The 25,748-nt window shown below is 64.5% G+C and carries 30 protein-coding genes and 2 pseudogenes; 19 read left to right on the top strand and 13 right to left on the bottom strand.

Annotated elements, in window-relative coordinates:
- Positions 1-40 precede the first annotated feature (40 nt).
- Complete coding sequence (locus GJ630_RS12875; RefSeq protein WP_050036739.1) at positions 41-325, top strand: DNA-directed RNA polymerase subunit L; 285 nt, start codon at positions 41-43, stop codon at positions 323-325.
- Positions 326-389: 64 nt separating this feature from the next.
- Here the strand turns inward: GJ630_RS12875 and GJ630_RS12870 are convergent, their stop codons facing one another.
- Both GJ630_RS12870 and hisF read right to left on the bottom strand, forming a co-directional pair.
- Entirely contained in the window at positions 390-1,175 is a 786-nt protein-coding gene (locus GJ630_RS12870; protein ID WP_252718807.1) for a hypothetical protein, read from the bottom strand.
- 297 nt (positions 1,176-1,472) lie between these two features.
- The gene (gene hisF, locus GJ630_RS12865) at positions 1,473-2,288 is read right to left on the bottom strand and encodes an imidazole glycerol phosphate synthase subunit HisF (RefSeq protein WP_191450005.1); all 816 of its coding nucleotides are present in this window, start codon (positions 2,286-2,288) and stop codon (positions 1,473-1,475) included.
- A gap of 117 nt (positions 2,289-2,405) precedes the next feature.
- Between hisF and GJ630_RS12860 the strand changes: the two genes are divergently transcribed.
- From GJ630_RS12860 to GJ630_RS12850, 3 genes are all read left to right on the top strand, one after another.
- The gene (locus GJ630_RS12860) at positions 2,406-2,597 is read left to right on the top strand and encodes a hypothetical protein (protein WP_004591771.1); all 192 of its coding nucleotides are present in this window, start codon (positions 2,406-2,408) and stop codon (positions 2,595-2,597) included.
- A 92-nt stretch (positions 2,598-2,689) separates the two neighbouring features.
- A complete protein-coding gene (locus GJ630_RS12855) occupies positions 2,690-3,901 on the top strand; it encodes an FIST signal transduction protein (protein WP_064287582.1) in 1,212 nt (403 codons plus the stop codon).
- A 3-nt stretch (positions 3,902-3,904) separates the two neighbouring features.
- Positions 3,905-5,119 (top strand): nitrogen regulation protein NR(II), encoded by a 1,215-nt coding sequence (locus GJ630_RS12850; RefSeq protein ID WP_146417149.1) that lies wholly within the window; start codon positions 3,905-3,907, stop codon positions 5,117-5,119.
- On the opposite strand, the gene purL is transcribed toward GJ630_RS12850, so the two are convergent.
- Positions 5,120-7,285, bottom strand: a complete 2,166-nt coding sequence (gene purL, locus GJ630_RS12845) for a phosphoribosylformylglycinamidine synthase subunit PurL (RefSeq protein WP_191450004.1) — start codon at positions 7,283-7,285, stop codon at positions 5,120-5,122.
- Positions 7,286-7,614: 329 nt separating this feature from the next.
- On the opposite strand from purL, the gene GJ630_RS12840 reads away from it, so the two are divergent.
- Positions 7,615-7,980, top strand: a complete 366-nt coding sequence (locus GJ630_RS12840) for a hypothetical protein (RefSeq protein ID WP_191450003.1) — start codon at positions 7,615-7,617, stop codon at positions 7,978-7,980.
- Between the two features lie 23 nt (positions 7,981-8,003).
- Here the strand turns inward: GJ630_RS12840 and GJ630_RS12835 are convergent, their stop codons facing one another.
- Positions 8,004-8,327, bottom strand: a complete 324-nt coding sequence (locus GJ630_RS12835) for a hypothetical protein (protein WP_008313168.1) — start codon at positions 8,325-8,327, stop codon at positions 8,004-8,006.
- Between the two features lie 193 nt (positions 8,328-8,520).
- A complete protein-coding gene (locus GJ630_RS12830; protein ID WP_008313170.1) occupies positions 8,521-9,057 on the bottom strand; it encodes a hypothetical protein in 537 nt (178 codons plus the stop codon).
- A gap of 89 nt (positions 9,058-9,146) precedes the next feature.
- Between GJ630_RS12830 and GJ630_RS12825 the strand changes: the two genes are divergently transcribed.
- Positions 9,147-9,380, top strand: a complete 234-nt coding sequence (locus GJ630_RS12825) for a DUF2249 domain-containing protein (protein ID WP_008313171.1) — start codon at positions 9,147-9,149, stop codon at positions 9,378-9,380.
- On the top strand, positions 9,377-9,691 hold the full coding sequence (locus tag GJ630_RS12820) for a cupin domain-containing protein (protein ID WP_014040731.1): 315 nt from the start codon (positions 9,377-9,379) through the stop codon (positions 9,689-9,691). The genes GJ630_RS12825 and GJ630_RS12820 overlap by 4 nt, the downstream gene beginning before the upstream one ends.
- A gap of 2 nt (positions 9,692-9,693) precedes the next feature.
- Here GJ630_RS12820 and GJ630_RS12815 read toward each other — a convergent pair whose 3' ends face one another.
- Together GJ630_RS12815 and GJ630_RS12810 are read right to left on the bottom strand one after the other, a co-directional pair.
- A complete protein-coding gene (locus GJ630_RS12815) occupies positions 9,694-9,966 on the bottom strand; it encodes a glutamyl-tRNA reductase (RefSeq protein WP_014040730.1) in 273 nt (90 codons plus the stop codon).
- Positions 9,963-10,247, bottom strand: a complete 285-nt coding sequence (locus GJ630_RS12810; protein WP_014040729.1) for a DUF2249 domain-containing protein — start codon at positions 10,245-10,247, stop codon at positions 9,963-9,965. The genes GJ630_RS12815 and GJ630_RS12810 overlap by 4 nt, the downstream gene beginning before the upstream one ends.
- An 89-nt stretch (positions 10,248-10,336) precedes the next feature.
- Here GJ630_RS12810 and GJ630_RS12805 point away from each other — a divergent pair, with 89 nt between their 5' ends.
- Positions 10,337-11,650: a hypothetical protein gene (locus GJ630_RS12805; protein WP_050036734.1), complete on the top strand. Its 1,314-nt coding sequence runs from the start codon at positions 10,337-10,339 to the stop codon at positions 11,648-11,650.
- 1 nt (position 11,651) lies between these two features.
- On the opposite strand, the gene GJ630_RS12800 is transcribed toward GJ630_RS12805, so the two are convergent.
- From GJ630_RS12800 to GJ630_RS12790, 3 genes are all read right to left on the bottom strand, one after another.
- Positions 11,652-11,948, bottom strand: a complete 297-nt coding sequence (locus tag GJ630_RS12800) for a hypothetical protein (protein WP_023843329.1) — start codon at positions 11,946-11,948, stop codon at positions 11,652-11,654.
- Positions 11,949-12,105: 157 nt separating this feature from the next.
- Positions 12,106-12,405: a hypothetical protein gene (locus GJ630_RS12795; protein WP_014040726.1), complete on the bottom strand. Its 300-nt coding sequence runs from the start codon at positions 12,403-12,405 to the stop codon at positions 12,106-12,108.
- A 2-nt stretch (positions 12,406-12,407) separates the two neighbouring features.
- Positions 12,408-12,785 carry a helix-turn-helix domain-containing protein gene (locus tag GJ630_RS12790; protein WP_004591803.1) on the bottom strand — a complete coding sequence of 126 codons (378 nt, stop codon included), beginning with the start codon at positions 12,783-12,785 and terminating at the stop codon, positions 12,408-12,410.
- A 211-nt stretch (positions 12,786-12,996) separates the two neighbouring features.
- Between GJ630_RS12790 and GJ630_RS12785 the strand changes: the two genes are divergently transcribed.
- From GJ630_RS12785 to GJ630_RS12760, 6 genes and pseudogenes are all read left to right on the top strand, one after another.
- On the top strand, positions 12,997-14,148 hold the full coding sequence (locus GJ630_RS12785; RefSeq protein WP_014040725.1) for a multicopper oxidase domain-containing protein: 1,152 nt from the start codon (positions 12,997-12,999) through the stop codon (positions 14,146-14,148).
- A 348-nt stretch (positions 14,149-14,496) separates the two neighbouring features.
- Positions 14,497-14,810 (top strand): annotated as a pseudogene (locus GJ630_RS12780) (Htur_1727 family rSAM-partnered candidate RiPP).
- Positions 14,807-16,042, top strand: a complete 1,236-nt coding sequence (locus tag GJ630_RS12775; RefSeq protein WP_151103532.1) for a TIGR04347 family pseudo-SAM/SPASM protein — start codon at positions 14,807-14,809, stop codon at positions 16,040-16,042. Before GJ630_RS12780 ends, GJ630_RS12775 begins: the two are co-directional and overlap by 4 nt.
- Before the next feature lie 248 nt (positions 16,043-16,290).
- Entirely contained in the window at positions 16,291-16,977 is a 687-nt protein-coding gene (locus GJ630_RS12770; protein WP_014040722.1) for a PHP domain-containing protein, read from the top strand.
- A complete protein-coding gene (locus GJ630_RS12765; protein ID WP_191450001.1) occupies positions 16,977-18,071 on the top strand; it encodes an asparagine synthase C-terminal domain-containing protein in 1,095 nt (364 codons plus the stop codon). Before GJ630_RS12770 ends, GJ630_RS12765 begins: the two co-directional genes overlap by 1 nt.
- Positions 18,072-18,219: 148 nt before the next feature.
- Positions 18,220-18,426, top strand: coding sequence for a DUF2061 domain-containing protein (locus GJ630_RS12760; protein ID WP_014040720.1), 207 nt, complete (start codon positions 18,220-18,222; stop codon positions 18,424-18,426).
- 1 nt (position 18,427) lies between these two features.
- On the opposite strand, the gene GJ630_RS12755 is transcribed toward GJ630_RS12760, so the two are convergent.
- Complete coding sequence (locus tag GJ630_RS12755; RefSeq protein ID WP_191450000.1) at positions 18,428-18,901, bottom strand: NUDIX hydrolase; 474 nt, start codon at positions 18,899-18,901, stop codon at positions 18,428-18,430.
- A 43-nt stretch (positions 18,902-18,944) separates the two neighbouring features.
- The gene (locus GJ630_RS12750) at positions 18,945-19,919 is read right to left on the bottom strand and encodes a transcription initiation factor IIB family protein (RefSeq protein WP_008313196.1); all 975 of its coding nucleotides are present in this window, start codon (positions 19,917-19,919) and stop codon (positions 18,945-18,947) included.
- 224 nt (positions 19,920-20,143) lie between these two features.
- Between GJ630_RS12750 and gatC the strand changes: the two genes are divergently transcribed.
- The 4 genes and pseudogenes from gatC to GJ630_RS12730 all read left to right on the top strand — a co-directional run bounded on the left by gatC (position 20,144) and on the right by GJ630_RS12730 (position 23,126).
- Positions 20,144-20,422 (top strand): Asp-tRNA(Asn)/Glu-tRNA(Gln) amidotransferase subunit GatC, encoded by a 279-nt coding sequence (gene gatC, locus GJ630_RS12745; RefSeq protein WP_146417153.1) that lies wholly within the window; start codon positions 20,144-20,146, stop codon positions 20,420-20,422.
- A pseudogene (gene gatA, locus GJ630_RS12740) lies at positions 20,423-21,699 on the top strand (Asp-tRNA(Asn)/Glu-tRNA(Gln) amidotransferase subunit GatA). It begins immediately after the preceding gene.
- Positions 21,700-21,753: 54 nt separating this feature from the next.
- Positions 21,754-22,899: a M48 family metallopeptidase gene (locus GJ630_RS12735; protein ID WP_191449999.1), complete on the top strand. Its 1,146-nt coding sequence runs from the start codon at positions 21,754-21,756 to the stop codon at positions 22,897-22,899.
- 41 nt (positions 22,900-22,940) lie between these two features.
- Entirely contained in the window at positions 22,941-23,126 is a 186-nt protein-coding gene (locus GJ630_RS12730) for a hypothetical protein (protein ID WP_044951910.1), read from the top strand.
- Between the two features lie 32 nt (positions 23,127-23,158).
- Here the strand turns inward: GJ630_RS12730 and GJ630_RS12725 are convergent, their stop codons facing one another.
- Positions 23,159-24,262: a glycosyltransferase gene (locus GJ630_RS12725; RefSeq protein ID WP_050036727.1), complete on the bottom strand. Its 1,104-nt coding sequence runs from the start codon at positions 24,260-24,262 to the stop codon at positions 23,159-23,161.
- Positions 24,263-24,382: 120 nt separating this feature from the next.
- Between GJ630_RS12725 and GJ630_RS12720 the strand changes: the two genes are divergently transcribed.
- Positions 24,383-25,705: an MFS transporter gene (locus tag GJ630_RS12720; protein WP_191449998.1), complete on the top strand. Its 1,323-nt coding sequence runs from the start codon at positions 24,383-24,385 to the stop codon at positions 25,703-25,705.
- Positions 25,706-25,748 lie beyond the last annotated feature (43 nt).

Raw genomic sequence — 25,748 nt, 5'->3', positions numbered from 1 at the left:
AGCGAAGCGTTGATGGGTCGGAGGCGACCAAACAGTGGGTATGGACCTTCGCGTTATCGACAAATCCGACACGGAACTCTCTATCGAAATCGCCGGTGAGGACCACACGTTCATGAACGTCATCAAGGGGGCGCTACTGGAGACAGAAGGCGTCACGGCGGCGACCTACGACGTGAACCCGGAACAGTCCGGTGGCCAGACGGACCCGGTCCTGACCATCAAAACTGAGGATGGCGTCGACGCGCTCGAAGCTCTCGAAGACGGGACTGACGCCGTCATCGAGAAGGCGGACAACTTCACTGACGCGTTCGAAGCCGCCGCGTAGTTCTAACAGAGTACGTACGTGACGAACACGCGTTCGTCCGGACCGACGTGGATATCGAGGCCGATCAGTCCGGCGTCCGACGTCCGAAGCCTGTTACCTCGCTCGATGTAACTGTCGACGAGCGCGGTCGCCAGCGCCGTCTCGTTCCCGAACTGGTCGAGTGACTGTGGCGTCCGGTCGTAGGCCACCTCGTAGCTGACCACGACTGGGCGGTCACAGGGGAGCGGGAACCGGGATACTCCCTCTCGCGTGGGCCGCTCCGCGTTGTCGTATCGCGCATCGACGCGGCCCTTGTTGTAGTAGGCCGCGGCGTCGTCGATGGTCGCGTTCCGCGAGACCGTTCCACCGCCGACGCCCGACCGCCGGACGTGTACACGTCGACGTAGGTGTCCTCGACCTCGGCGAGCGAGAGCGAGTCGACGGTGTCGCCGCTGCCGGCAGGGGACGCGATCGACGGTGGGCCGGTGGGAGTTTCGGCGGCAAAGCCCGGCAACGTGATACCGCCCACAGCAGCGAGCACGATGAGGCCGAGCAGCAGTGCCACGGCGGCGTAGCCGATCGCGTACTTCGTTTCGAGCACGTCCAGCCAGCCGGTCTGTATCTCATCGAGCGGATCGTCCTCCGGCGGTCCCGTCCGCCGCTCGAAGTTACTCCCGCCACAGCGTTTGCACGGCGGGGAGTTCTTCTGGTGCTGGCGACCGCAGTCCAGACAGACCCACCTGGGCCCGCCTTCGACGACCGCTTCGTTGACCTGCGTCACGGCCTCCTCGAAGGAGCCGTGCCCGCAGTTGTCACACGGCGGGTCGTCCTCCTCGTGGGGTTTGCCACACCATTCACACCGCCATTTCATTGTTGATTCTCCGTGTTGGGCGAATAAAACCTGCCCGATGCCAGGCCACAGTGCTGCGGTTCCGGGGAGACGTTCCCCCACGGTCGCTCAGTCGTGGGCTGACTCATCGGGGCCGTTCGACCCCGTTGACGCCTGCTTCCAGGGACCGGGGTGAGCATGGCCGCTGGCAGCGAGAACCGATATCGAACGCCGGGACGCGGGGAAAACCGAGGCGTCCGAGGCGACAGAAGAACTGCGTCATACAGAGATAATGACAGGAGTGGGTATTTAATATTGCTACCCTAAGTCGGAGATGCGTTACAGTCGGACCGGAATCCCCTTGCTGTCCAGATACTCTTTCGTCTCCTCGATGGAGTACTCGCCGAAGTGGAAGATAGAGGCCGCCAGTCCGGCGTCCGCGCCGGCGTCGACGAACACTTCCTCCATATCAGCGGGGCTACCACAGCCCGAAGAGGCGATGACCGGGGTCGAGACGGTGTCACAGACGGCCTGCATCAGCGGGATATCGTAGCCGTCCTTGGTTCCGTCGGCGTCGATGGAGTTGACGAACAATTCGCCGGCGCCGCGCTCTTCGGCCTCTGTGGCCCACTCGACGACGTCCAGTCCGGTCCCTTCGCGGCCGCCCTTGACGGTGCATTCGAACCAGCAGGACTCGCCGTTGACCTCGGTGTAGTGCTCACCTTCCGAATCGAAGCGACGGCGAGCGTCGACGGAGATGACGATACACTGGCTCCCGAAGGCTGCCGCGCCCTCATTGATGAGGTCGGGTTCGGCGATAGCCCCGGAGTTGATCGAGACCTTATCGGCACCGGCCCGGAGCGTCTCTTTGATGTCAGCACGGGTACGGATACCCCCGCCGACGGTCAGCGGGATGAACACCTCGTCGGCCACGGCCGAGACCGTATCGAGCATCGTCTCGCGACCCTCGGCGGAGGCGGTGATGTCCAGAAAGACGAACTCGTCAGCGCCGGACTCGTTGTAGGCTTTGGCCATCTCCACCGGGTCACCGGTGTACTCTAGGTCCTCGAAGTTGACTCCCGTGTACACCGCTGCGTCCCCGTTCTCGTCCACGTCCACGTCGATGCAGGGGATAATCCGTTTCGTGAGCGTCATTAGATACCGTTAGGTTCGCAACACCGCCGTTTGACCGTTTCGACTGGTGCAAGTGTCTGGCCGAGCACGCAGTGACAATCCGACAGCTACACGTACGACGCACCAGAACCACCGCTTATGGCAGACGACCACCACGAGGAGGACCGGCCGGATTACGACCCCGAACACGTCGAACTGCCCGCGCGAGAACCGCCGCTTCGGTCGACGGCCCCACAGAGCCCGTTCACCATGTCGCAGGTCGGGACAGGGCTCGGCGTCCTGCTGGTCGGACTGGTGCTTACGTTCGGTATCGCGCTGGCGCTGGCCTGAGCAGTCGGTATAACCACGTCGGCCGCCAGGGATATCATTTCTGATACTTCTGGGGAGAGTATATAGGTTTCCGCGCGAATAACTGTTGTACAATGTCGCCCCAGTCAGGCGCGAGTACAGCGGTCGCAACGGGAACGTCAGTGGCGACCGCTGGGACGCGCGCTGGCCGAGAGGCGACCAGCGCTGCTCGTGACCGACTGGACGCCGAGCGGGTGGACTTCTGTCAGGTGTTTGCCAGCTCTGGGTTCGACCCCGAAGCCGTTCTGGCGGGCGTGAATGCGCTCGTCGACGACGAGACAGCCGTTGTCGGCTGCACGGCTGGCGGAACGTTCACTGAAGAGCGAACGATGGATGCCGGCGTGGCCGTCACGCTCGTTACCAGTGATTCGTTCCGGTTCGATACGGCCCTTGCCGCCGGTCTCAGCGAGAACACCCGTGGGGCTGTCAGAGATGCTGTCCGAGCGCTTCCCGAAGATATCGAGGAACCCTACCAGTCAGCGATCGTCCTCCACGACGGGCTGTCGGGCGTCGGTGAACAGTTGTCGCTGTCAGTCCAGCGACGGCTTGGCCCCTATGTCGAATTCGCAGGTGGGGCAGCGTCTGACGGTCTCCGGATGGAGTCGACACCAGTGTTTTGCGATGAGTCGGTTGTCGACGACGCAGTCGTTATCGTACTCGTCTCCGGCGAAAAGCGTCCGATCATTACCGTCAATCACGGCCACAGCCCCATCTCAGAGCCGTGGGAGGTAACCGAGGTCTCCGGGAACGTGGTTCACGAACTCGACGGTGAACCAGCGTTTGCGGTATGGAAAGACGCTGTTCGAGACCACGCTGTGGAGACATCGGGGGTAGCCGTCGACGACGTCCCAGTCGGGTCAGCGGCGCTCAGGAAGCTCATGGTCGAATACCTGTTCGGTATCGACCAGGGTGAAACCTACAAGATCCGCTGGCCCCGGACTGCGATTGAAGAGACTGGCGCACTGCAGTTTGCCGTCGATATTCCGGAGGGAACTGTCCTCCGCGTAATGCATGGCAACAAAGCTGACCAGATCGCGTCCGCCGAACAGGCTGCTGCCGACGCTGTCTCGCTGTGTGACGGTCCCATCGCTGGCGCGTTCGTCTACGACTGCGCGTGTCGTCAGATTCTCTTCGACGACGCGTTTTCGGCGACTGTCGATGGTATCACATCGACCCTGTCGGCCCCAGTTGCTGGGTTTGAGACGTACGGAGAGCTGTGTATGCAGGCCGGACAACTCAGTGGCTTTCACAACACGACAACGGTGCTCTTTGCACTGCCGGAGTAACAGATGAATCGAACAGGACTCGTCTCAAAGTTCGCAGAAACGGTCGGCATCGAGAAGGCGTCGGCTATCGTCGACGACGCGATGGCTGACCTGGGTATCAGTGGCGACACGGAGATAGACGACACGGATGCACAGGATATCTGTGATATAATCCAGCACAACAACGAGGGATACGTCGCACTCGTCGCGAGTGAACTCCGCGTGCAGCTGGCGGCACAGGAACGGTTTGACGCGCTCCTGGGGAACATCCCAAACCCGGCTGTCGTCGTCGAGTTTGAGCAGCGAGAACCGTACGTCAAGTCGATCAACGAAGCGTTCGCGGACACGTTCGGCTACGACCAGACGGATGCAGTCGGAACGGAGCTTCGGACACTCCTCGCGCCGCCCGGAGCCGACTCCGAAGTCATCAGGGCAGACTGGTGGGAACAGACCGGCCAGTCGGAGCAAGAGGTCAGGCGGACGACTGCATCAGGCGAGATACGGACCTACCTGTTCCGGAGTACCATCGTCACCCGTGACAGCAGCCAGCTGGAAGGGTACGGGATATACACCGACATCACCGAGCGCAAGCGCCGCGAACAACAGCTGAAACACCAGAACGAGCGGCTTGACGAGTTTGTCAGTATCGTCAGCCACGACCTTCGGAACCCGTTGAACGTCGCATCCGGCCGCACCCACCTTCTGCTCGGCGACATCGAGGATGCGGCTGTTCGGGAGGGGTTACAGGAGGTCGCCGCGGCACACGAGCGGATGGCACGGATCCTCGATGACACGCTGACGCTCGCTCGTCAGGGGCGGGTCGTCGGAGAGACCACGAGCGTCTCCATCGAAGCCGTCGCAGCCGACGCGTGGCAACAGGTCGAAACCGGGGACGCAACGCTTACCATCGAAACCGACGCGACCATCGAGGCGGACGCCGAGCGCCTCCAGCAGCTATTCGAGAATCTCTACCGGAACGCCATCGAGCACGCGGGCGCGGAATGCACCGTCGTCGTGTCCGCGCCCGGGACACATGAGAACGGGTTCTCCATCGCCGACGACGGCCCCGGCATTTCACCGGATGACCGTGAGCTAGTGTTCGAACACGGCTACTCGACGAACTCGGACGGGACAGGATTTGGCCTGTCGATCGTTCAGAGCATCGCCGAAGCACACGGCTGGTCGGTCGCAGTCTCGGAGAGCGAGAGGGGCGGTGCGCGGTTCGATGTCCGCTGGTAATCAGGCCAGTTCGTCGTCGATGACCGACCGCAGGTCGGCGATGTCCGCAGCGTTGTACGCCAGCGTCTCGTCGTTGACCGTAATATCGAGTCCGTTCGAGTCGTTCGCCTCGCCCAGTTCCGTCACTGGGGCGACGCCGTCGAAGGCCTCCCGGACCGCCGCCGGGTCGGTCGTCTCGAACACGACCCGGCCGGGCCGCTCGTTGAACAGGAGTCGAGCCGGGGTACCGTGCTCGGTGGTCCCGATTCCGACCGACGCACCGGCGTCCTCGTGGACCATCTCGGCCAGCGTTACCGCGAGGCCGCCGTGGCTCACGTCGTGGCTCGCCAGTACGTGGTCGGCGTCGGCGACCTCGACAATCGTCTCGACAACGTCCGTTGAGTCCGCCGGGAGGGCGGGGAAGCGGTCGGTCCCGCCGAACTGCGCGGTGTACTCGGAGCCGCCGAGTCGCGGGTCGGCCTCGCCTTCCAGCGCGGTGTCACCGACGACGACGAGCGTTCCCTCGCCGGACAGCGACAGCGGCGGGGCGTCGTAGCCTTCCTTGACTCCGACCAGTGCGAGCGTCGGCGTCGGCGGAATAGGGCCGCTCTGTGAGTCGTTGTACAGCGAGACGTTGCCGCCGACGACCGGCACGTCGAGGTCACTGCACATGTCCGCCAGGCCGTCGACAATGCCTTTGAAGCCGCCGTACACGTCAGGCTTCTCGGGGTTGCCGCCGTTCAGACAGTCCACAGCCGCATGGGGTGTCGCGCCCTTCGCGGCGACGTTCGTGGCGTTTTCCAGCGCGACGGCGCGTGCACCTTCGTACGGCGCGGCGTCGGTCCAGTTGGGGTCCGCGCCAGCAGAGAACGCCAGTCCGGTCCCGGCCTCACGGATGGCGAGCAGTGCGGCGTCGTCGCCGGGCAGGACGCTCGTGCGGACCTGCACCTCGTGGTCGTACTGGCGGTACACCCACCGCTTCGAGGCGCAGTTCGGGCTGCTGACGATCTCCTCGAAGGCTTCCTCCAGCGCGACCGTTGGCAGGTCTCGTTCCTCTCTCGGCGGCGCGTCGCTGGGCAGGTCGTTCATCGGCGCGCCCTCACCGAGGAACTCCGCGTCCACGTCGACGACCGTCTCGTCCTCGAACGTGCAGACGTAGTTCGTGCCCGGCTCGGTGAGTTCGCCGATGACCGAACAGCCGAGGTCGAACCGCTCGGCGAGTTCGGCCACGCGGTCGACGTCCTCGGGCGCGACCTCGTACACCATCCGTTCCTGACTCTCGGCGAGCAGGTACTCCATGGCGTTCATGTTGGGCTCGCGCTCGTGGACGCGGTCGAGTTCGATACGTGCACCGAGGCCGCCCTTGGCGACCAGTTCGGACGACGCGCCGCCGAGGCCAGCGGCCCCAAGGTCGCGGGCCGACTCGACGAGTTCCTCGTCCAGCAGCGCCTCGTTGCACTCGACGAGTAGCTTCTCCGCGTACGGGTCGCCGACCTGCACGGCCGGTCGGTCCTCCGTTTCAGCGTCCTCCGCGAGGTCCTCGCTGGCGAAGGACGCCCCGCCGAGCCCGTCTCGCCCCGTCGCGTTGCCGACGAGAACGAGCTTGTTGCCCGGCTTCTGGGCCTCGGCGGTGATGGTCCGCTCGGGCTCCAGCAGGCCGATACAGGACACGTTCACGAGCGGGTTCCCCTCGTAGTCGTCGTGGAAGGCGACGCTGCCGGCCACTGTCGGGACGCCGATGCAGTTCCCGTAGTGGGAGATGCCCTCGACGACGCCCTCGAAGAGATAGCGGGAGTGCTCACGGTCGAAATCGCCGAAGTACAGACAGTCAGCCAGCGCGATGGGGTAGGCCCCCATCGACAGCGTGTCGCGGACGATCCCGCCCACGCCGGTCGCTGCCCCGTCGAACGGGTCGACGTAGGACGGGTGGTTGTGGGACTCGACGCCCATCGTGATGTACATCTCCTCGCCGTCGCCGTGGGACGGCAGGGAGACGACGGCTGCGTCGTCGCCGGGGCCGATGACGACCTGATCGCCTTCGGAGTCGAACGCCGACAGCAGGGGGCGAGAGGAGCGATACGCGCAGTGTTCGCTCCAGAGGTTCTCGAAGAGAGCGGCCTCCGCCCGTGTCGGCTCCCGACCGATCTCCTCGACCACGAGTTCGTGGTCCGCGTCGGACAGGCTCATTACCTCCTCGTGGCCGCCCACAAGATAAGTCCCTTTCCATGCACCCGCGCTGGCAGGACGCGAACGTCCGGCAGCACACAACTCGCACCTGTCGAGGCGAGCGCCTGTTCAACAACCCGACACACCGTCCATAGCTGAGACTCACAGCTGAATACGAGTGGGCACCGGCATCGGCTATGGACTTTCAGGAGGGACAATATTGGTCTTTAGAATAGCTATCCCGCGTACAATTACCTCAAAATCTCTGGAGAGCCCATATCTCTCTCCTTTTCAAATCAGATAACTGGCCCTCGCAGTATATATGGCCGCTAGCCATACCCGAATGCAGTATGGGTGCTGCCGACGGTGACTGGCTGACGCTGGAAGGGAGTTCTTTCTCCGGCCGGTCCTTCTCCAGCGTGTGGGCGGTGGCGCTGGCGACCTACGGCGTCGGGGACGTGGTTACCACCATCGCCATCGTCTATTTCGTGCCGACGTTCACCGAGGCGAATCCCGCGATCCGGTGGGCGATCCAGTCGTTCGGCGGCGGCGGCTTCCTCGGCCTCAAACTCCTCGTGATATACTGCTGTCTCGGCGTGAGCATCTGGTGCGGCGTGCTCGAAGAAGACCCGTTGCTCTACTACGGTCCGCCGGTGCTTCTGACAGTGATGGGGCTCGCCGTGACCGGGTTCAACCTCAATCTGCTGTTTTCCTGAGGAACCGCCGTTTTACTGCCGGACTATTCAGCCGTCGCGTTGCCCGCGGTGGTCCCGTCCGACTGGTTGTTAGCCGGAGTCTCTGTCGGAGTTTCGGACAGGAGCGCGCTCGGCGGTGGGGAGGCACTGCCGCCGCTTTCGGTCGAAGTGGCGTCAGTTCCGTCCGGTGTCGACTCCGTCGGGCTTGGCGTCATCTCGGTGGCGGGCTCAGAAGTCGCGTCGCTGTTGTCGGTGAGACCGAGGGTCCCAACGCCAGCACCGACGACGGCGAGTAAAACGAGAAGGACCAGTCCCAGAAGCCGCTTGTTGTAGGTTCCGTCCGCATCCCGAAAGATATCGCTATCCATCTCGGCTCCGCCTCCGGCGGGCCGCGACGCCGCACTGTAAGTACTCCGATACCATCGTTTTTTGATAGGTTGTTGCTTTCTGTCGTGGAGGGACCCTCCACTATCCCACCAAGCCACCGATATCCCACCCAGTCGGCTCAGCTTACGATATGTCGCCCAGCAAACCGTATAACGTTTTCCATGTACTCAGCCGTCAGAACGGCACGCTCTCGTCGGACGATTCGTCCGCATCGTCCGTCCGGAGTTCACCGGTTTTCCGGTACCGCGTTTCGAGTTGCTGGAGTTTGTCGTTGATACTCGTACTCTGGTGGTGGCCAGGGCTCACGCGGACGCGGACAAGGTCGTACTCGTGGCGGTCCGACAGCCCGTTCCAGGCGCGAAACGCGCCGACAGTCAGCGTGTCGCTCTGGGGGCAGAACTCGGTCGTCGGCGTGAACTCGGCTCGCAACACGCTCCTGTCGTCCGTCTCACGGCCGTAGCGGAAGCCCGCGTCCGGGTGCCGATGGTCGAGGTTCAGCCGTGCGAGGTTGTACCCGAAAGTCATGTCGTACACGCCGCGCTCGTCGAACAGGTCCATCGTGAGTCGGTGGAACGCGGCGTGGTCGGTGCCGGTCAGTACTGCTGTCTCAGACAGGAACGGGCCGGGGTCAGGGTTGTGTTCGGGAACGAACGTCCCGTAGCTATCGAACCCGACGTCTGAGCCGCCACGGAGGCCGGAGAGAAGGCTCATACTGAATCGAACGGGCGGCATCCATCAGGACCTACTCCCGAACGTGTTCGGGGGAACCCCCTCACCGACGCCCGGCGAACGCTCAGGTGATGCCAGCAACCACACTCGACCTGCGCGAGACGCCGCCGCCGGAGCGACACTCGAAGATACACGACTCCTTCGAGGCGCTGTCCTCAGGGGAGACGCTTCGGATTATCAACGATCACGAGCCAAAGCCGCTGTTCTACGAGATGCAAGCCGAGGTCGAGGCGTTCGACGCGGCGAATTATCGGTGCGAGCAGGACGGCCCACAGAAGTTCGTCGCCGACCTTCCGAAACAATGAGCGAATCTACCGTCACAGAAACGGAGCGAGCAACGCTCGACGGCGACGGGGACGGCCGGACGAGGTTGTTCGACGGGGAGCCAAAGACCATCCGGTTGACACTCGATGCGGGCGAGTCGATTCCGGCCCACAAGCATCCCGGTCGGGACATCGTGTTCCTCCTCCGTTCGGGCGCCGTGGACCTGACGCTCGGCGACGAGACGGTGTCGCTCTCTCCCGGCGACGTCGTCCGGTTCGACGGTGACCAGGACATCTCCCCCGCCGCAACGGCGGACAGCGAGGCACTGCTCGTTTTGGCGTCGTCGGAGTAGGCTCACTCGAACAGGGAAATCGCGGTTTCGATCCGCTCGTCGTCCGCACTCCTCGCCGCGTCCTGTAGAGTTGCCCGGGGGACGGCGAGCAATCGGTCGACGAGCCGTTCGCTCAGTTTTTCGACCGCAAGCTGCTGGTCAGCCGTCAGTTCACCGTCCTGCTGTAGCTGTGACAGCGTCCGTTCGAGTTGCTCCCGCTGAATCTTCGCACCACGGCTGTCGATACGAGCGATCGCTTCTTCGACGTCGACAGGCGGCTCCGTGTTCTGATTCATCTGTGCCAGATGACTGTCACTGTCGCGTCGTCGGTCTCAACACTTTCGTACTCGTATCCTCTGTCCTCGAGTTTCGGGTAGAGGTGCTGTGGGGCGCGGTCGTTGAACTGGACGAGGACGATGTCGTCGTCAAGGTCCGCAAGCCGCTCTAGTGTCTGCTTGAGCGGCTTTGGCGGCCCCAGCGACTGCACATCGAGGCGTTCCGTCGGCGCGTCACCGGGCGCACCAGTTTCCGAAATCAGGGCCGCGATTTGCTCTGTTGGCTGGTGGTTCGACGTCATGTGTTCGCGTTCGGTTGTGAACGGGCCGACCCTTTCCCCGAACATATTCGGCCACATTGCCAGCAGGGACAAGGTCGTACTACACAGCAATGAGCGGAATACCTGCCGACGTGGACGCAGACGCCGCCCCGCCGATGACGGTCCCGCTGCGTCATTTCGTCGTCGCGCTGGCGTTTCTGGTCGCCGGTGTCACCGTCGGCGTCGTCGAGGGCCGTGCTGGCCACCTCGCACAGGTCCACCTCCTGCTCGCGGGGTGGGTCTGTCTCACCATCATGGGCGCACTGACGCAGTTCGTCCCGGTCTGGTGTGGCATCGAACTCCACTCGCGCCGCCTCGCTGCAGCGCAGTTACCACTCGCTGCGGTCGGGTTCGCGGGTCTGGCCGCTGGCTTCCTGACAGCGACTCCTGCCCTGCTACCGGTCGCCGGCGCGTTCGCGCTGATCGGCGTCTGGACGCTCTGTTACAACATCGGACGGACGCTACTCGCTGCGGAGCCCGACGTCACGGCGATTCATTTCGGCTGGGCACTGGTGTTTTTCGCCCTCGTGACGGCCGCCGGGATAGTGTTGGCGCTGGATCACGCTGCCGGCGTCCTCCCGATTTTGGGAATCGGCCGGCAGGGGCTCTTGCTGGCCCACGGGACACTCGCCGTGTTCGGTGCTGTCCTGACGACTGTCGCGGGTGCACTGGCACAGCTCGCCCCGATGTTCACGCAGGCCGACACAGGCAGGGTCGATGCAGCGGTCCAGCGGGCGGAGACGGCCGTCTATCCGTTCGGCGTTCTTGCGCTCGCCGGCGGTCGCCTAGTTGGGTCACCCGTTCTGGCCCGGTTCGGCGCAGTTCTCGTCGCTGCTGGCCTTGGCGTGGTGGCGGTGCTCTTGGCGCGACAGCTCGTCGGGGCGCGTGTCGAGTGGTCCCCGATGTTGACCCGATACAGCGTCGCAGCGCTGTCGCTGTTTCTCTGGGCCGGACTGACGGTGGTCGCGTGGTGGAACGACCCGCTGGCGTACGCCGGGCTGCTCGGTCAGCCGTCGACGGTGCTGCTCGTCGGCGGCGTCGGCTTCGTCGTCCTCGGGACGCTGTATCACGTCGTCCCGTTTATCGTCTGGGTCCACCGGTACAGCGACCGCCTCGGCTTCGAGGACGTGCCGATGGTCGATGACCTGTACGACCACCGAATCGCGGCAATAGATGGTGTGGCGCTGACAGTTGCGTACGGCCTCCTCGTGAGCAATCAGTGGCTCGAGACACCGGACGGCACGGCGTTAGTCGCCGGGGCGCTCGCGTTTTTCGGGACTGTCCTGTTCGCGGGGAACCTCGTCGCCGTCCTCGTCGAACACAGCCCGCAATCGCTACCAACACTCCTGACCGGTCGTGGACGCACGCCCGCCGAGGACTCGTAACTCAGTTCGTCGTGGTCGGCTGGTCAGTATACACCGAGTAGGTCAGAATAAAGAACCCAGCAGCGGTGAACAGTTCTTCGACAGTGACGCTCTGTGCGACCGGCATGCCGACGAACTGGTGGAGGCTGCCGCCGAGTATTGCACCCAGTGTGACGAACCCGATACCGAGACAGAGCGCTCGCATCGCCGGTGCCCGAGTGCGGCGGTATGCGCGGTATGTCAACGTCGTCAGTATCACACCGCAGAACAGCGTGACTGTCTTCATCCCGATTAACAACACTGCGTTCGCTCCAAGCATGGCTCTGATTGACACGTCCTGATAAATATACCGTCCGTAGCGTTTCCAGTCGGTGAGAATACCAGTGTCACGACACGATACGGACCAGTTGCCCGCTCCGGCCGAAATCGAGAAGCGAGAGGCGACGAGATTGCTGCGCGGGTACGTCGCGTGGTCACTACCGAACGTACAGCGAGTACAGGATGATACCCAGGCCGATGGCCGTCAGTGAACTCGACGTGAAGACGCTCACGGAGAGCAGTTGCTGACCGAGATACCTGCCGACAACGATATCGAGAACGCCACCAATAAATGCGCCAAGGGTCACCACACCGAACCCGTAGGTGAGCCACTTGTGCTGGGGGCTTTTCGTCCGGCTGTACGCCTGATACGAGTAGTACGTAATCAGTCCGCCAAGAATGAGGATCAGTGTCTTCGAGACGACGATGCCGACCTGTGAACTTGGAATGTGTACCATGGTTATGTCTCCTTTCGCACCTCGGACCAGAGGTTTTCGAGCCGTTGGTCCGGCGTCCGAGCGCGGTGTGAGATGTCGACGGTGAGCGACAGTTCCTCGTCGAGACTGATGACGACCTCCTCGAAGTCGATCGCGTACCGGCTCGCGTGTTGGCCGTCCGACCGGACTTCGACGCCCTCGTACAGCAACGAGGACTCGGTCAGTAGTTCGAGCTTTCGGTAGGTCGTCGATAGCGGTACGCCGCTCCGGTCGGATATCTCGCTCGCCGTCAACGGTTCCTCCAGTACGCTGACAATGGCGCGACAGTCCTCGTCGTCGAGTGCGTCGAGGACCGTCTGTAACTCCGGCGTCTCCTCGTCAGCGAAGGGGTCCCGGACCATCCTTGCTCGACACTGCCCGCCCAAGACGTTTAATGTAACCGACTTGGGAGCGCTTACCGCCCGACACAGCCGACGTTTGCGCCACACAGCACGCAATATATGGGGGACTTATCTGTAACCGTTCGTTCGTTCCCAGCAACTGAGAACGCTTCTGTCGGTCTGAGAACTCCCTTCGGGGGTTTATACTGTGGTGTCTTATCCACAGTTGCTTATGGAAGACCAGATTGGCGCACCCGGATCGGGCATCTCCCGTCGTGACTTCGTGAAAGCCTCCGGCCTCGGTGGCACGGTCGCGCTTGCGGGCTGTACCGCCCCGGGTGAGGTTCCGACCGAAGAGTCAGTCGACACCAGCACAACTCCAGCACAATCCGACAGCGACCTCCCGACCACGTCGCCGCCTGAGATCGTCAACGTCGACGAACAGGGTGGCGAAGTGACGCTCTCCTCTGTCCCGGCCAAGCACGAGGCCCATCCCGGCGAGTCGATGGGCGGCCCGGTCGAACTGCCAAAGGTGTGGGCGTTCAAGGCCGACGACGGCGAACCGAGCGTTCCGGGACCGATTCTCCGGACGACGGAAGGCGAGGACATGGAGGTCACCTTCGACAACACGGACGGCATGCGCCCGCACACGGTCCACTTCCACGCCGTCCAGAAGCAGTGGGAAGACGACGGCGTCCCGACGACAACGGGCATCCGCATCGACCCCGGCGAGAAACACACCTACACGATCCCCGCGAACGTGACGGGCACGCATCTCTATCACTGCCACTACCAGACTCACCGCCACATCGACATGGGGATGTACGGCATCTTCCGCGTCGACCCGAAGGGCTACGAACCGGCCGACAAGGAGTACTTCATGACGCTGAAGGAGTGGGACTCCCGACTCAACCGTCAGATGGCCGGCATGGACGCCAGCTACGATGTTCGCAACCGTCGCCCCGATACGTTCACGGTCAACGGCAAGTCCGCGCCGCGGACGCTGCACCCGGAGGACGGCTCGCCGATCATCGTCGAGCAGGGCGACACGGTGCGCATCCACATGTGTAACAACGGGTACATGGACCACCCGATGCACATCCACAACCACCGATTCCAGGTGACCCACAAGGACGGCGGGAAGATTCCGGAAGCCGCCCGCCACGACCAGGACATCACTAGCATCCCGCCCGCCGGTCGGCACACTATCGAGTTCGAGGCCGACGCCGACCCCGGCATCTACCTCGCGCACTGTCACAAGGTCAGCCACGCGATGAACGGGACCTCCTACCCCGGTGGGATGATCACCGGTGTCGTCTACAAGGAGGCGATGGACACCGACATCTTCAAACAGCTGATGGACTACGCCGGCTACGAAGCGTAAGACGGCGTTTCGATAGGCTGCGTGAGTTGATTGGTCTTTTCGCGGGACATCTCGGCTACATTCGAATAGCAGACTTTCCTTTTAAGCCACGCAGGCACGACCCGTTAGTAAATCAGATACTGCTATACCAAAATTCGGAGTTCGGCTATTGCGACCACTTCCGGCAGCCACGAGCAACTCGACTGTGACCGCTATCCTCCAGTCTCACTCTGTGCTTGCACAGCTCCCACCCAGCGTCTGGACGGCAAACGCTGTATTCCAATCGAACTGAAACGCCGTTGACCGAGTGGTTCCCAGTAGCTGAGAACACGCTAGTCCCGTTTTTCTTGGGGAGTCTAACAGGGGGATATGGAAGAATTCGACCACGAGGTAGACGCCCCGCGCGGCGCAACGAGTCGCGAGTGGGAGGTGTTCGTCCGCGAGGACACGGCGGACCCGCTCACCCACGTCGCAGTGTCAGCGCGCCGTCCGCCGACATCGCCAGAGAGCAGGCAGCGTCGCTGTTCGCGCGGACGGCCGTCACACTGTGGTTGTGTCCCGCCGACAAGACCCGCCGCTACCAGACGGACGAGGCGACGCTCGGAACGGGGAACGCGGGGGACGACGCCACTATGAGCGTCGACGAGATGGAGTCGGAGACGCTCCGGGGTGAAAACCGATGATTTCGGTCTCGAAACTGCTCTGTGACCTCGACGCTGAGGGGGACGGCCTCCGGTACGACGCGGCCAACGAGTCGACCAAACGCCAGATCCGGGACGAGAAGCAGCGCCGGCCCGTCGTCGTCTGGAACGTCACCAAGCAGTGCAACCTCTACTGTGATCACTGCTATGCTGCCGCCGACACCGAAATCGCCGACGGGGAGCTCTCGACCGCGGAGGGGAAAGCGCTGCTCGATGACCTGGCCGACTACGGCGCGCCGGTGGTGCTGTTCTCCGGCGGCGAGCCGCTCGTCCGGCAGGACCTCGAAGAACTGGTCGCCTACGCGAACGAGGTCGGCGTCCGACCGGTGCTTTCGACCAACGGGACGCTCATCACCGAAGAGCGCGCCCGGTCGCTCAAGGACGCCGGGCTGAAATACGCTGGCGTCTCAGTCGACGGGCTGCCGGAGCGAAACGACGACTTCCGCGGGGTCGACGGCGCGTTCGAGGGCGCGGTTCAGGGGATAGAGAACTGCCTCGACGCGGGCCTGAAGACCGGACTCCGGTACACGATAACCGAGCGCAACGCCGCGGACCTGGAGGGCGTCGTCGACCTGCTGACTGACGTGGGCGTGGACCGCTTCTGCTTCTACCACCTGGACTACGGCGGCCGCGGGACCGAGATTGTCGACGCCGATCTCACGCCCGAGGACCGCCGGCAGGCGGTGAAGCGAGTCTGTGACATGACTCGCGAGTACCACGACCGCGGCGAGGAGATCGAGACGCTGCTGGTCGGGAACTACGCCGACGCGGCCTACCTCGTCGAGTACGCCCGCGAGCACATGAGCGACGCACAGGCCCAGCGGGTGTACGAGTACCTGCGGGTCAACGGCGGGGACCCGACCGGCGAACGCGTCGCCGACGTGGACTATCAGGGCAACGTCCACCTCACGCAGTTCTGGCAGGGGTACTCGCTGGGGAACGTCCGCGACCGCTCGTTCGGCGCTATCTGGGAGGACGAGTCGAACCCGCTTCTGACGGCACTCCGCAACCGCGAAGAGCACCTCACGGGGAAATGCGCCGACTGCCGCTACGCCGAGGTCTGCCGCGGGGCCTCCCGGCTCCGGGCGCTCACCGTGGAAGACGACCTGTTCGCCCCGGACCCGCAGTGTTACCTGGAAGACGAGGAGATCCACGGGTCGCCGCCGTTCGACACCGGTGAGCGCTCGGTGGCGAGCGGGAGCTCGGCCGACTGAGTCGGCAGCGTCTAACCCCATTTTAATCCCCACCAAGCTGAGGGGGCTCACTCATTCCTGCACACCAGTAATTGCAACATGCGACCGTCGATTGACGGTCGTATCGTCGGGAAGCACACGCTCAGTCTCGTGGGACAGATGGGCGTTCTTCGGGCACTCGGCCGCCTTGGACACGGCGGCCGGTTTGTTCTCTGTGAGAACGGGGGCGGACCGGGGCGTTTTTGCCCTGCCCCCCGTTATCGATACCTGTGCAGTCGGTTGAGCTACACGCGCACTCGTCGCTGTCGTACGACGGCCGGGACCCGGTCGAGCTCCTCTTAGAGCAAGCCAGCGCCGTCGGACTGGACGCGCTGGCCGTGACTGACCACGACGAAATCGACGCCAGCCTCCGGGCGGCCGAACTCGCCCCGGAGTACGGCCTCGTCGGGATTCCCGGGATGGAGGTCACATGTGCCGCCGGACACGTCCTCGCTCTGGGGATTCAGGAGGCGATTCCGCCACACCTTCCGTTCGAGGAGACGCTCGACCGCATTCGCGATCAGGGGGGACTCGCAGTCGTCCCACACCCGTTTCAGGAGTCCCGCCACGGCGTGCTGGAACACATCTCGAAGGCCGAACTTGCGACCGCCGATGCTATCGAAGTGTACAACTCGCGGCTGTTGACCGGGCGGTCGAACCGGCAGGCCGAGCGGTTCGCCCGTCGCAACGGGTTGCCGATGACCGCCGGCAGTGACGCCCACATCGCGGAGATGGTCGGGCAGGCAGTCACCAACGTCGGCACGGACGAACGAACGGCCGACGCGATTCTCGACGCCATCCGCCAGGGCGAGACGACTGTCGAGGGCAAGCGGACGCCGTGGCGGATTAGCTTCCGGCAGGCCGCCGGCGGGGCGAAGCGACGCGTCAAGAACGGCATTGCGGAACTACTGCAGTGATGCAGGGAGCTGACCCAGATACCGTCGCCGACGCCCTCGACAGCGGCGACGCGCTGCCGGGAAGCGGCGGGTTCGCGGGCGAACTGGACGGAACGCTCCTCCGGGACGTTCTCGGGCGATACCCGCTGTTCGTGGAGCGGACTGTTTCTGACGGGGAGCCTCTCGACCCCGGGCAGTGGAGCCGCGACCCGACCGCGCTGGCCGATCCGCGGTCGTTCCCCGCCGGTCATATTCGGGACGACAACGGGACCCGGCAGCGGTGGTCGCTCCCGTCGCCCGACCCGTTCAGCGACCGCGAGACAGCCATCAATCGGGTTCGCGAGGCTGTCGAGACGAGCATCGACGCCGTCGACACTGATTCTCTCGCTATCGCGTTCTCAGGCGGTGTGGACTCGGCGCTGCTCGCGGCTCGTCTCGACGCGCCGCTGTACGTCGCGGGCTTCCCGGACAGTCACGACGTTGAGGCCGCTCGGTCGGCCGCCGACCTGCTGGGGACCGAGGTCCGTGTGGTCGAACTGACTCACGAGGCTATCGAGCGGGCGGTCCCCGAAATCGCCCGTGCCACCGGACGGACGAACGCGATGGCGGTCCAGATTGCGCTCCCGCTGTATCTCGCCGCGGAACGGGTCGCCGCCGACGGCTTCGACCGGCTGGCGCTCGGCCAGGGGGCCGACGAGCTATTCGGCGGCTACGCGAAAGTCGCCAAGGCCCCCGAGGACCCCCGCGTAGAAGCCGACACCGTCCGCGGGGCACAGCGGGAGGTCATCGGCTCGCTCCCCGACCAGTTGGAGCGGGACGTGCTCGCACTGCGGGCCGCCGGCGTCGAGCCGGTGACACCGCTGTTACACGACCGCGTTGTCGAGGCCGCGCTCCGACTGGACGGCGACCTGCTCGTCGACGGCGAAACGCGGAAGGTCGCGCTCCGGGCGGCAGCGCGCGGATCACTCCCCGACGAGATCGCAAACCGGGACAAGAAGGCCGCACAGTACGGCTCGCTTGCCGCCCGGGAACTGGACCGTCTGGCCCGACAGGCCGGCTACAAGCGCCGGATGGACGACCACGTCACGCAGTACGTCGAGTCGCTCGTGGAATGACACGGGCGGTGTCCTTGCAGTCAGCCCCGTGAATAATAATATGTAATTAGGTTTTAGTGTGTGGCGTCGATAGTTGTTCTCGAATGATAGGTGTTCGATGTGAACGCCGCCCCAGCGAATCCCTGGCAGTACAGTGGGGTGGGCCGTAATGACACGACACCGGCGGTCAGTCGTCAAAGCCGTGAGCTACCGACTATTCGCGACCAGCGTCGTGTTCGGCATCGCCTTCCTGTTTACCGGTGAACTCGGGTCGTCTGCGAAAATCGGGCTTTCAGCGGCGGCTGCTAAGACAGTCCTGTACTACGTGTGGGAACGACTCTGGGCGAACATCGACTGGGGAGTCAGTGAGGCGTAAGTCACTCGCCGACAGCACCGATTGCTCGCTGGCCGACCTCTACGACGTCTGCCGGGAGTTCCTCGCTCCGATTCTGTAGGTCACTAGCAGAGAACCATTCCCAGTCCTCGGCCGGCTGTTCGCCCGGCTCCGGTGTGATGTCGCGGCTATCTGCCCGGCCGTAGAAGATGAAGTCGATGTGTTGGTGGCCGACCTCGCCTTCGGCGTTGACGTTGATATCCTCAAGCAAGAAGTGCTGTGGCTGGGGCATCGACTGGACCGTTTCGCTTTCGATGTCCTGCTGTGGGGCAATGAGGGCCACGTCGAGGCCCAGTTCCTCGCGCGTCTCGCGGAGCGCGGCCTCGTGGGGGAGTTCGTCGCGGTCGATGTGGCCGCCGGCGGGCAGCCACATGTCGAGCTTACTGTGTTCGTGGAGCGCGACACAGCCCTCGCTAACGACGTAGACGGTTGCGACAAAATGCCGAGTAGTTTCCATACCGACGGCACGGCACAGTCGGTGGTTTAGGTTACGATACCGGTTACGGGTGGATGTTGTCCTCAGCTTCCAGCAGTTCGTGGTAGCGGTTGCGGATGGTGACCTCGGAGATATTGGCCACTTCGCTGACCTCGCTCTGAGTTACCTTCTCGTTGGTGAGCAGCGAGGCGGCGTACACCGCAGCGGCGGCGAGGCCGACCGGCGACTTCCCGGAGTGGACGCCCTCTTGCTTGGCGTTCTGGAGCAGCTGGCGGGCGCGCCGTTCGACCTCCTCGGAGAGGTCCAGATCCGACGCGAACCGCGGGACGTAGCTCTCGGGGTCGGCCGGCTGGATTTCGAGGCTGAGTTCGCGGACCACGTAACGGTAGGTCCGGGCGATTTCGTCTTTCTCGACGCGCGAAACGCCGGCAATCTCATCGAGCGACCGCGGCGTCCCGGCCTGTCGCGCGGCGGCGTACAGCGACGCCGTCGAGACGCCCTCGATGGAGCGGCCGGGCAGCAGGTCCTCGTCCAGTGCGCGACGGTAGATGACGCTGGCCGTCTCGCGGACGTTCTCGGGCAGTCCGAGGGCACTCGCCATGCGGTCGATTTCGCCGAGGGCCTGTTTGAGGTTGCGCTCCTTGGAGTCGCGGGTACGGAACCGCTCGTTCCAGGTGCGCAGTCGCTGCATCTTCTCGCGCTGGCGCGAGGACAGGGAATTGCCGTACGCGTCCTTGTCCTGCCAGCCGATGTTGGTCGAGAGGCCCTTGTCGTGCATCATGTTCGTCGTCGGCGCACCGACACGGGATTTCTCGTCTTTCTCCTTCGAATCGAACGCGCGCCACTCGGGACCGGGGTCGATCTCGTCCTCCTCGACGACCAGCCCACAGTCCTCACACACCGTTTCACCGCGCTCGCTGTCGGACAGTAACGACCCGTTACACTCCGGACAGACGAGCGTCTCCGACTCCTCTTCGTCCGTCTGCTCTGTCTCCGTCTCGCGCTCGTTCGAGTATCGGCGGATGCTGGTATCGGTCATTTGTTGGGGGTGGGACAACCGGGTATCGTACCCGAAAAACGTGTTGTAGTTTATTGTTGTATCTACGGCAACTTAAAACTTTTGTCTGTTTCAGAAGTCCAATTTTCTGAAGGGGAAACAAGAGTTGGCAATTCTTGTGTATTCGCTTCCACAATTATTAACTATGCTATATATCTGCCCGGTGTTTCGAAACGCTTACCGCGCATCCAGCACTCCGGCCCGACATGAGCGACCCCGCCGTCGATCCCGAGGAGGTTCGGCACGTCGCCGACCTCGCCCGTGTCGACCTCGCAGACGACGAGATCGAGCGGTTCACCGAGCAGCTGGGCGACATCCTCGACGCGTTCGAAGCGCTCGATGACGTCCCAGAGACAGAACGCGAGGCCGAACTCTCGAACGTGATGCGCCCCGACGAGACACGCGAAAGCCTCTCACAGGAGGACGCGCTCCGGAACGCCAGCGACACCGAGGAAGGGCAGTTCAAAGGGCCGAAGGTGTCGTAGATGACGGCGTACAACGGCTACATCACCGACGAGACCATCGAGGGCGCGGACGACGGCCCGCTGGCGGACAAGACCGTCGCGGTCAAGGACAACATCTCCACCGAGGGCGTCCGGACGACCTGCGGTTCGGCGATGCTCGAAGACTACGTCCCGCCGTACGACGCAACGGTCGTCGAGCGCCTGAAAGACGCCGGCGCGACCATCCCCGGCAAGACGAACATGGACGAGTTCGGGATGGGGACGACCACCGAGACGTCGGCGTTCGGGCCCGTTGAGAACCCCGTCGCCGAGGGCCGGGTGCCGGGCGGTTCCTCCGGTGGCTCGGCCGCTGTCGTCGCCGCTGGCGACGCTGACCTCGCACTCGGCAGCGACACTGGCGGCTCTATCCGCTGTCCGGCCGCCTTCTGTGGCGTCGTCGGTATCAAGCCGACCTACGGGCTGGTTTCCCGATACGGCCTCGTCGCCTACGCCAACAGCCTCGAACAGATCGGCCCCATCGCACCCACGGTCGAGGACGCCGCGGAACTGCTGGATGTCATCGCCGGGCCGGACGAACACGACGCGACGACGCAGGAAGCGCCCGAGAGCGACGGCTCCTACGCGGCGGCCGCCGACGGCGACGTCGACGGACTCTCTATCGGCGTTCCGACGGAACTGCTCGACGGGGCCGACGAGGATGTCGTCGAGACGTTCTGGGCGGCGATGGACGACCTCGAAGCACAGGGTGCGAGCTACCACGAGGTCGACCTCCCCTCCGTCGAACACGCTGTCGAGGCGTACTACGTCATCGCGATGTCCGAGGCCTCCTCGAACCTCGCGCGGTTCGACGGCGTCCGGTACGGGCAGTCCGGCGGCTACGACGGCAACTGGAACGAGTCCTTCGCGAACGCCCGTGAGGAAGGCTTCGGCGAGGAGGTCAAGCGTCGGATTCTCCTCGGAACCTACGCCCTTTCGGCGGGCTACCACGACAAGTACTACAAGAAGGCCCAGGACGCTCGTGCGTGGGTCAAACAGGACTTCGACGAGGCGCTTGAGGACGCGACGTGCTCGCCTCACCCACGATGCCCGTCCCCCCGATGAAACGCGGCGAGAGCCTTGACGACCCGCTCACGATGTACCTGGCAGACGCCAACACGACGCCGGTGAACCTCGCGAACCTCCCGGCCGTCTCCGTCCCCGCCGGCGAAACCGACGACGGGCTACCTGTGGGGCTGCAACTGGTCGGCCCGGCGTTTGGTGAACGCGAAATAATTCGGGCCGGCAGCGCGCTGGCCTGAGGCAGGGCCGGACCCTCCCGTACGCTTTTTGTTCGTCATAACGAACGAACAATTATGGCTCCCCGCCCGTCCACTACGTGGTCCCTCCGCGCACGCCTCGTTGCGCTCGTAGTGGTGCTCGTCGCCTTCGACGCCGTGGCTGTCGCCGCCGCGTACGTGCTGGGCCACGTCGCGCTCGGTCTCCTGCCGCTGGTCGGCTACGATACCGGGACGCTGTTCTGGACGATGGGGTTCGATATCGTGCCGCTGTGGCCCGTCGTCCTCGTCGGGACGCCGCTCGTGCTCGCCGTCCAGTCCATCTACGGCTACCGGATGACGCTCCGGGATTCCGGAACAACTGCGACCGAATCTAGGGCGTCCGATCCTGAGTCCGTCGACGCGATGCGGGCGAAGATACGGCGTAGCGAAACCGCCGACCGCCTCCGAGAGCGAGTGGCTCGGCTGGCACAGACGGCGGATATGGTGACACCGGACGTGACAGTCATCGACTCGGAGACGCCCAACAGCTACGTCGCCAGCCGGCCCGGCGAACAGACGCTGGTCGTGACCACGGCGCTCGTCGACCAGCTCGACGACGCGGAACTCGACGCCGTCATCGCCCACGAACTGGCCCACCTCAAGAACGGCGACGCATTCGTCATGACTGCGGCCGCGTTCCTCCCGACCGTCAGCGCGCTGTTTACTCGCACGCTCGGAAAGACGCTGCAGTACTCGATGTTCTTCCACTGGTTCCTCGGCGGCGACGACGAGGACGGGACGTGGGTCGCTGGCGGGAACATTCACCTCGTGATGCTGCTCTTCGCTGTCATCGCGATACCGGTCACGGCGACGCTGTATCTCGCCAGCACAGCCTGTTACCGGCTCCTCTCACGGATTCGGGAGTACGCCGCGGACGCGGGCGGTGTCGCCATCTGTGGCTCCCCGGCAGCACTCGCCAGCGCGCTGGAGACGCTGACAGACGACCAGCGTCCGACCACAGACATCCGAACCGCCGAGACCGGTGTTCGAGAACTCTGTGTGATCCCACACGCCATTGCGTCCGACGAGCAAACTCCGCCGGAGGGGCGGGCCGAACGGCTCGCTCACCGCTGGCGGAGCGTCTCCGAGCGGCTGCTGCCCGGGTCGCATCCAGATGTCGCTGACCGCATCGCTGCTCTGGAGGACCACCAGTCCGCCCTCGACCGGCGCGGGCAGCCGTGACGAAGGGGTACAGTTTACTCGCCGGCGACCCGAGAGAGCGTATGAGCGACGACGCCGAGGGGCGACTCAGCTGGCTCCACTGGCCAACGGTCCTGAAAGGGCTGGCGCTGGGAGTCGGGGCCGGCCTGATACTGGCCGTGTCACTGGGGGATTTCTATCTTGGAATACTGCTTGGCACACTCAACGGGCTCGCTTTCGGTATCGGCTGGTCGCACTCGCGGGCCTGAGTTACGCGACGCAGACGCTGTGCCGGCGACAGCTACAGCACGCTGTCGTACACGTCGGCTAGTTTGTCGATAGCGTGCTCGACGCTGATCACGTCCCGCCGGGCGAGACAGCGCTCCCGAAGGTGTTCGCGTTCGTTGAGGACGCGCTCGATAGCCCGACGGAAGCCGTCGATGTCGCCTTCGTCGTAGGAGTAGCCGGTTTCGCCGTCCTCGATAGTGTCGCTGAGTGCGCCAGCGTCGACACCGGCGACGGGCGTCCCACAGCAGTTTGCCTCCAACGCGACCAGACCCTGCGTCTCGACGGGGCTGGGGAACGCGAACACGTCGAGTGTCGAGTACAGTTCGGGCAGTTCTGCACGGTCAAGAAATCCGAGAAACCGCACGTCGACGTCGCTGTGCTCGGCCGTCGCTTCGAGCGATTCACGGGCCGGGCCGTCACCGGCGAACACGACAGTCACGTCCAGCCCCTCGCAGGCGGTGATGATGTCCTCAAGGCACTTCTCGTAGCCGTGGCGGCCGGTGTAGCCGACGATAGGGCTATCGGGGAGGTCGTAGCGGTCCCGGAAGTCGGCCGTGTCGACCGGTTCGAACACGGTCGTGTCGACGCCGTTCGGAACGACGGTCACTGTCGTATCGAGGCCGATAGCCTCCCGGAGGTGAGTCGCCGCGCGCTCGCTTGGCGCGATCACGGTGTCGGCACGGCCCAGGAACCAGCGTTCGTAGCTCTCGGCGCTGGAGCGGACCGCCGACTCGACAGCGCCGTTGAAAGAGACGTACTCGGCGTACTCGCTCGTCGGCGTGTGATACGACGCGACGAAGGGGACATCGAGTTTGCCGGCGAGTCGCTGGCCCGCCATCCCGAGGCTGAACGGAGTGTGGGCGTGGACCAGTTCGGCGTCCCGGACACCCTTCGGTATCTGTGGCATCCCCAGGCGAAACCCCTCGTAGAAGGGGAACGGAAGGCTCCGGACCGGATACTCGTTCTCTGATGGGTCGTGATTGCTTTTCGGGTAGACCACGCCCATGCGACCGCCGCGGTCGCGCCAGCGGTCCCGCCACGTCTGGACCGTGTAGGTCACCCCATTGACGGTCGGCAGGTACGTGTCGGTGAACGTCGCGACGTGCGGCAGTGTCATCGCCGCGGCGTAGCAGGACCAGGCCTTAAACCGTTGCCATTGGCACGCCATCAGTCAGACAGTTGTCACTATCTGGCGGGTGCCAGAGTTCTTTTGGGGGACCGTGGCACAGTTGAGGTAATGGATCGGGACGGCTGGCTGTACGCCTGGGCAATCGCATCGGTCGCGTTTGGCGCGGGCTCGTTGCTCGTTCCACTGTATTTCGTCGCCATCGGCGGCGAGACGTTCATGCTGGGCGTCCTCGCCGGGGTGGCCGCCGCCGCGGGTGCGCCGGGGGCACTCATCTTCGGACGCGTCGCTGACAAAACGGGGAAGCGCCGGTCGCTCGTCCTCCTCGCACTGGGGCTGGCGACTTCCGCGTTGTTGCTCGTCTTGCTCACCGAACAGCCGTGGCTGGTCATCGTCGGCAACGGCCTGCTGTGGTTCGCGGCCGGCGCTGCCGCGCCGGTGCTGACGCTGCTTGTCACCACCGGAACCGTCGAGCGGGACTGGCCGGCCCGGTTCGCCGTCCTGAACCTCTACCAGGGCTGGGGCTGGGCCGGCGGGTTAGTCCTCGGTCTCGTGTGGACGGCGCTGCTCTCCGGACCTCTCGGAGAGATCCCCGCACAGCAGTCGCTGCTGTGGCTGTGTGCGGCCGCCGTTGGCCTGTCGGCGTTCTTCGGGGCGAAGTGGCTGCCGTCCGACCCCGACGAACTCGACCGGCCGCGGGCCGGTCGGATGGCGCGGGCCATCGCCCGGTCGCGCCGGCTCCCGGTCCGAAGTGCGACGTTCCCGGTCGGTCCGGGGCGGCTGTACTGGCTCACGCGGTCGATACACCCCCGAGAAGTCGCGGCCCGGTTCTCCCCGTCGCTGACCATCTACTTCGGGGCCGTCATCGCCTTCTTCGTCGGTTTCGGCGTGTTCTGGGGGCCGTTGCCGCTGTATCTCTCGCGGACGCTCGGCTACGAGTCGGGACTCGTCTTCGCGCTGTATCTCGTCTCCAGCGTCGGCTCGGCGCTGTGGTACGACCGCGCTGGCGCACTCGCCGAACGCTACAGCCCGAGCGGGCTCCAGGTCGGGGGCCTGCTGGCCCGCGCCGCGCTTCATCCGGCTGTCGCCGTCGTGGGGCTCCTGCTGTCGGCGACGCTCCTAGGCACGATCATCAACGGCGTCGTGTTCGTCCTCATCGGCGTCGCCTGGGCCGTCATCGCCGTCACCGCGGCCAGCGTCGTCACCCAGCTCGCGCCGTCGGCCATCCGCGGCGAGGCGCTCGGCATCTACACCGCCGTCTCCGGGCTGGCGAGCGGCGTCGGGTCGCTACTGGGCGGCTGGCTCGGCGGCTACGACTTCCTGCTCGCGTTCGCCGTCGCTGGCGCGCTGGTGCTGGTCGGCGCGGTGCTGGTCGCGGTCGTCTGGCGGCGCTCGCCGTCGGTGTCTGTCAACAGCGAACCGCTATCGGCATAACAATCGCTTCGACCGCTCGAGCCATCTGCCTCGATCCGCTCAG

It is taken from the genome of Haloarcula sp. CBA1122, from assembly GCF_009741785.1.
Classification (GTDB): Archaea; Halobacteriota; Halobacteria; order Halobacteriales; family Haloarculaceae; genus Haloarcula; species Haloarcula hispanica.
The sequence above is the reverse complement of the archived record's forward strand: the minus strand, read 5'-3'. Positions and strand labels throughout refer to the sequence as shown.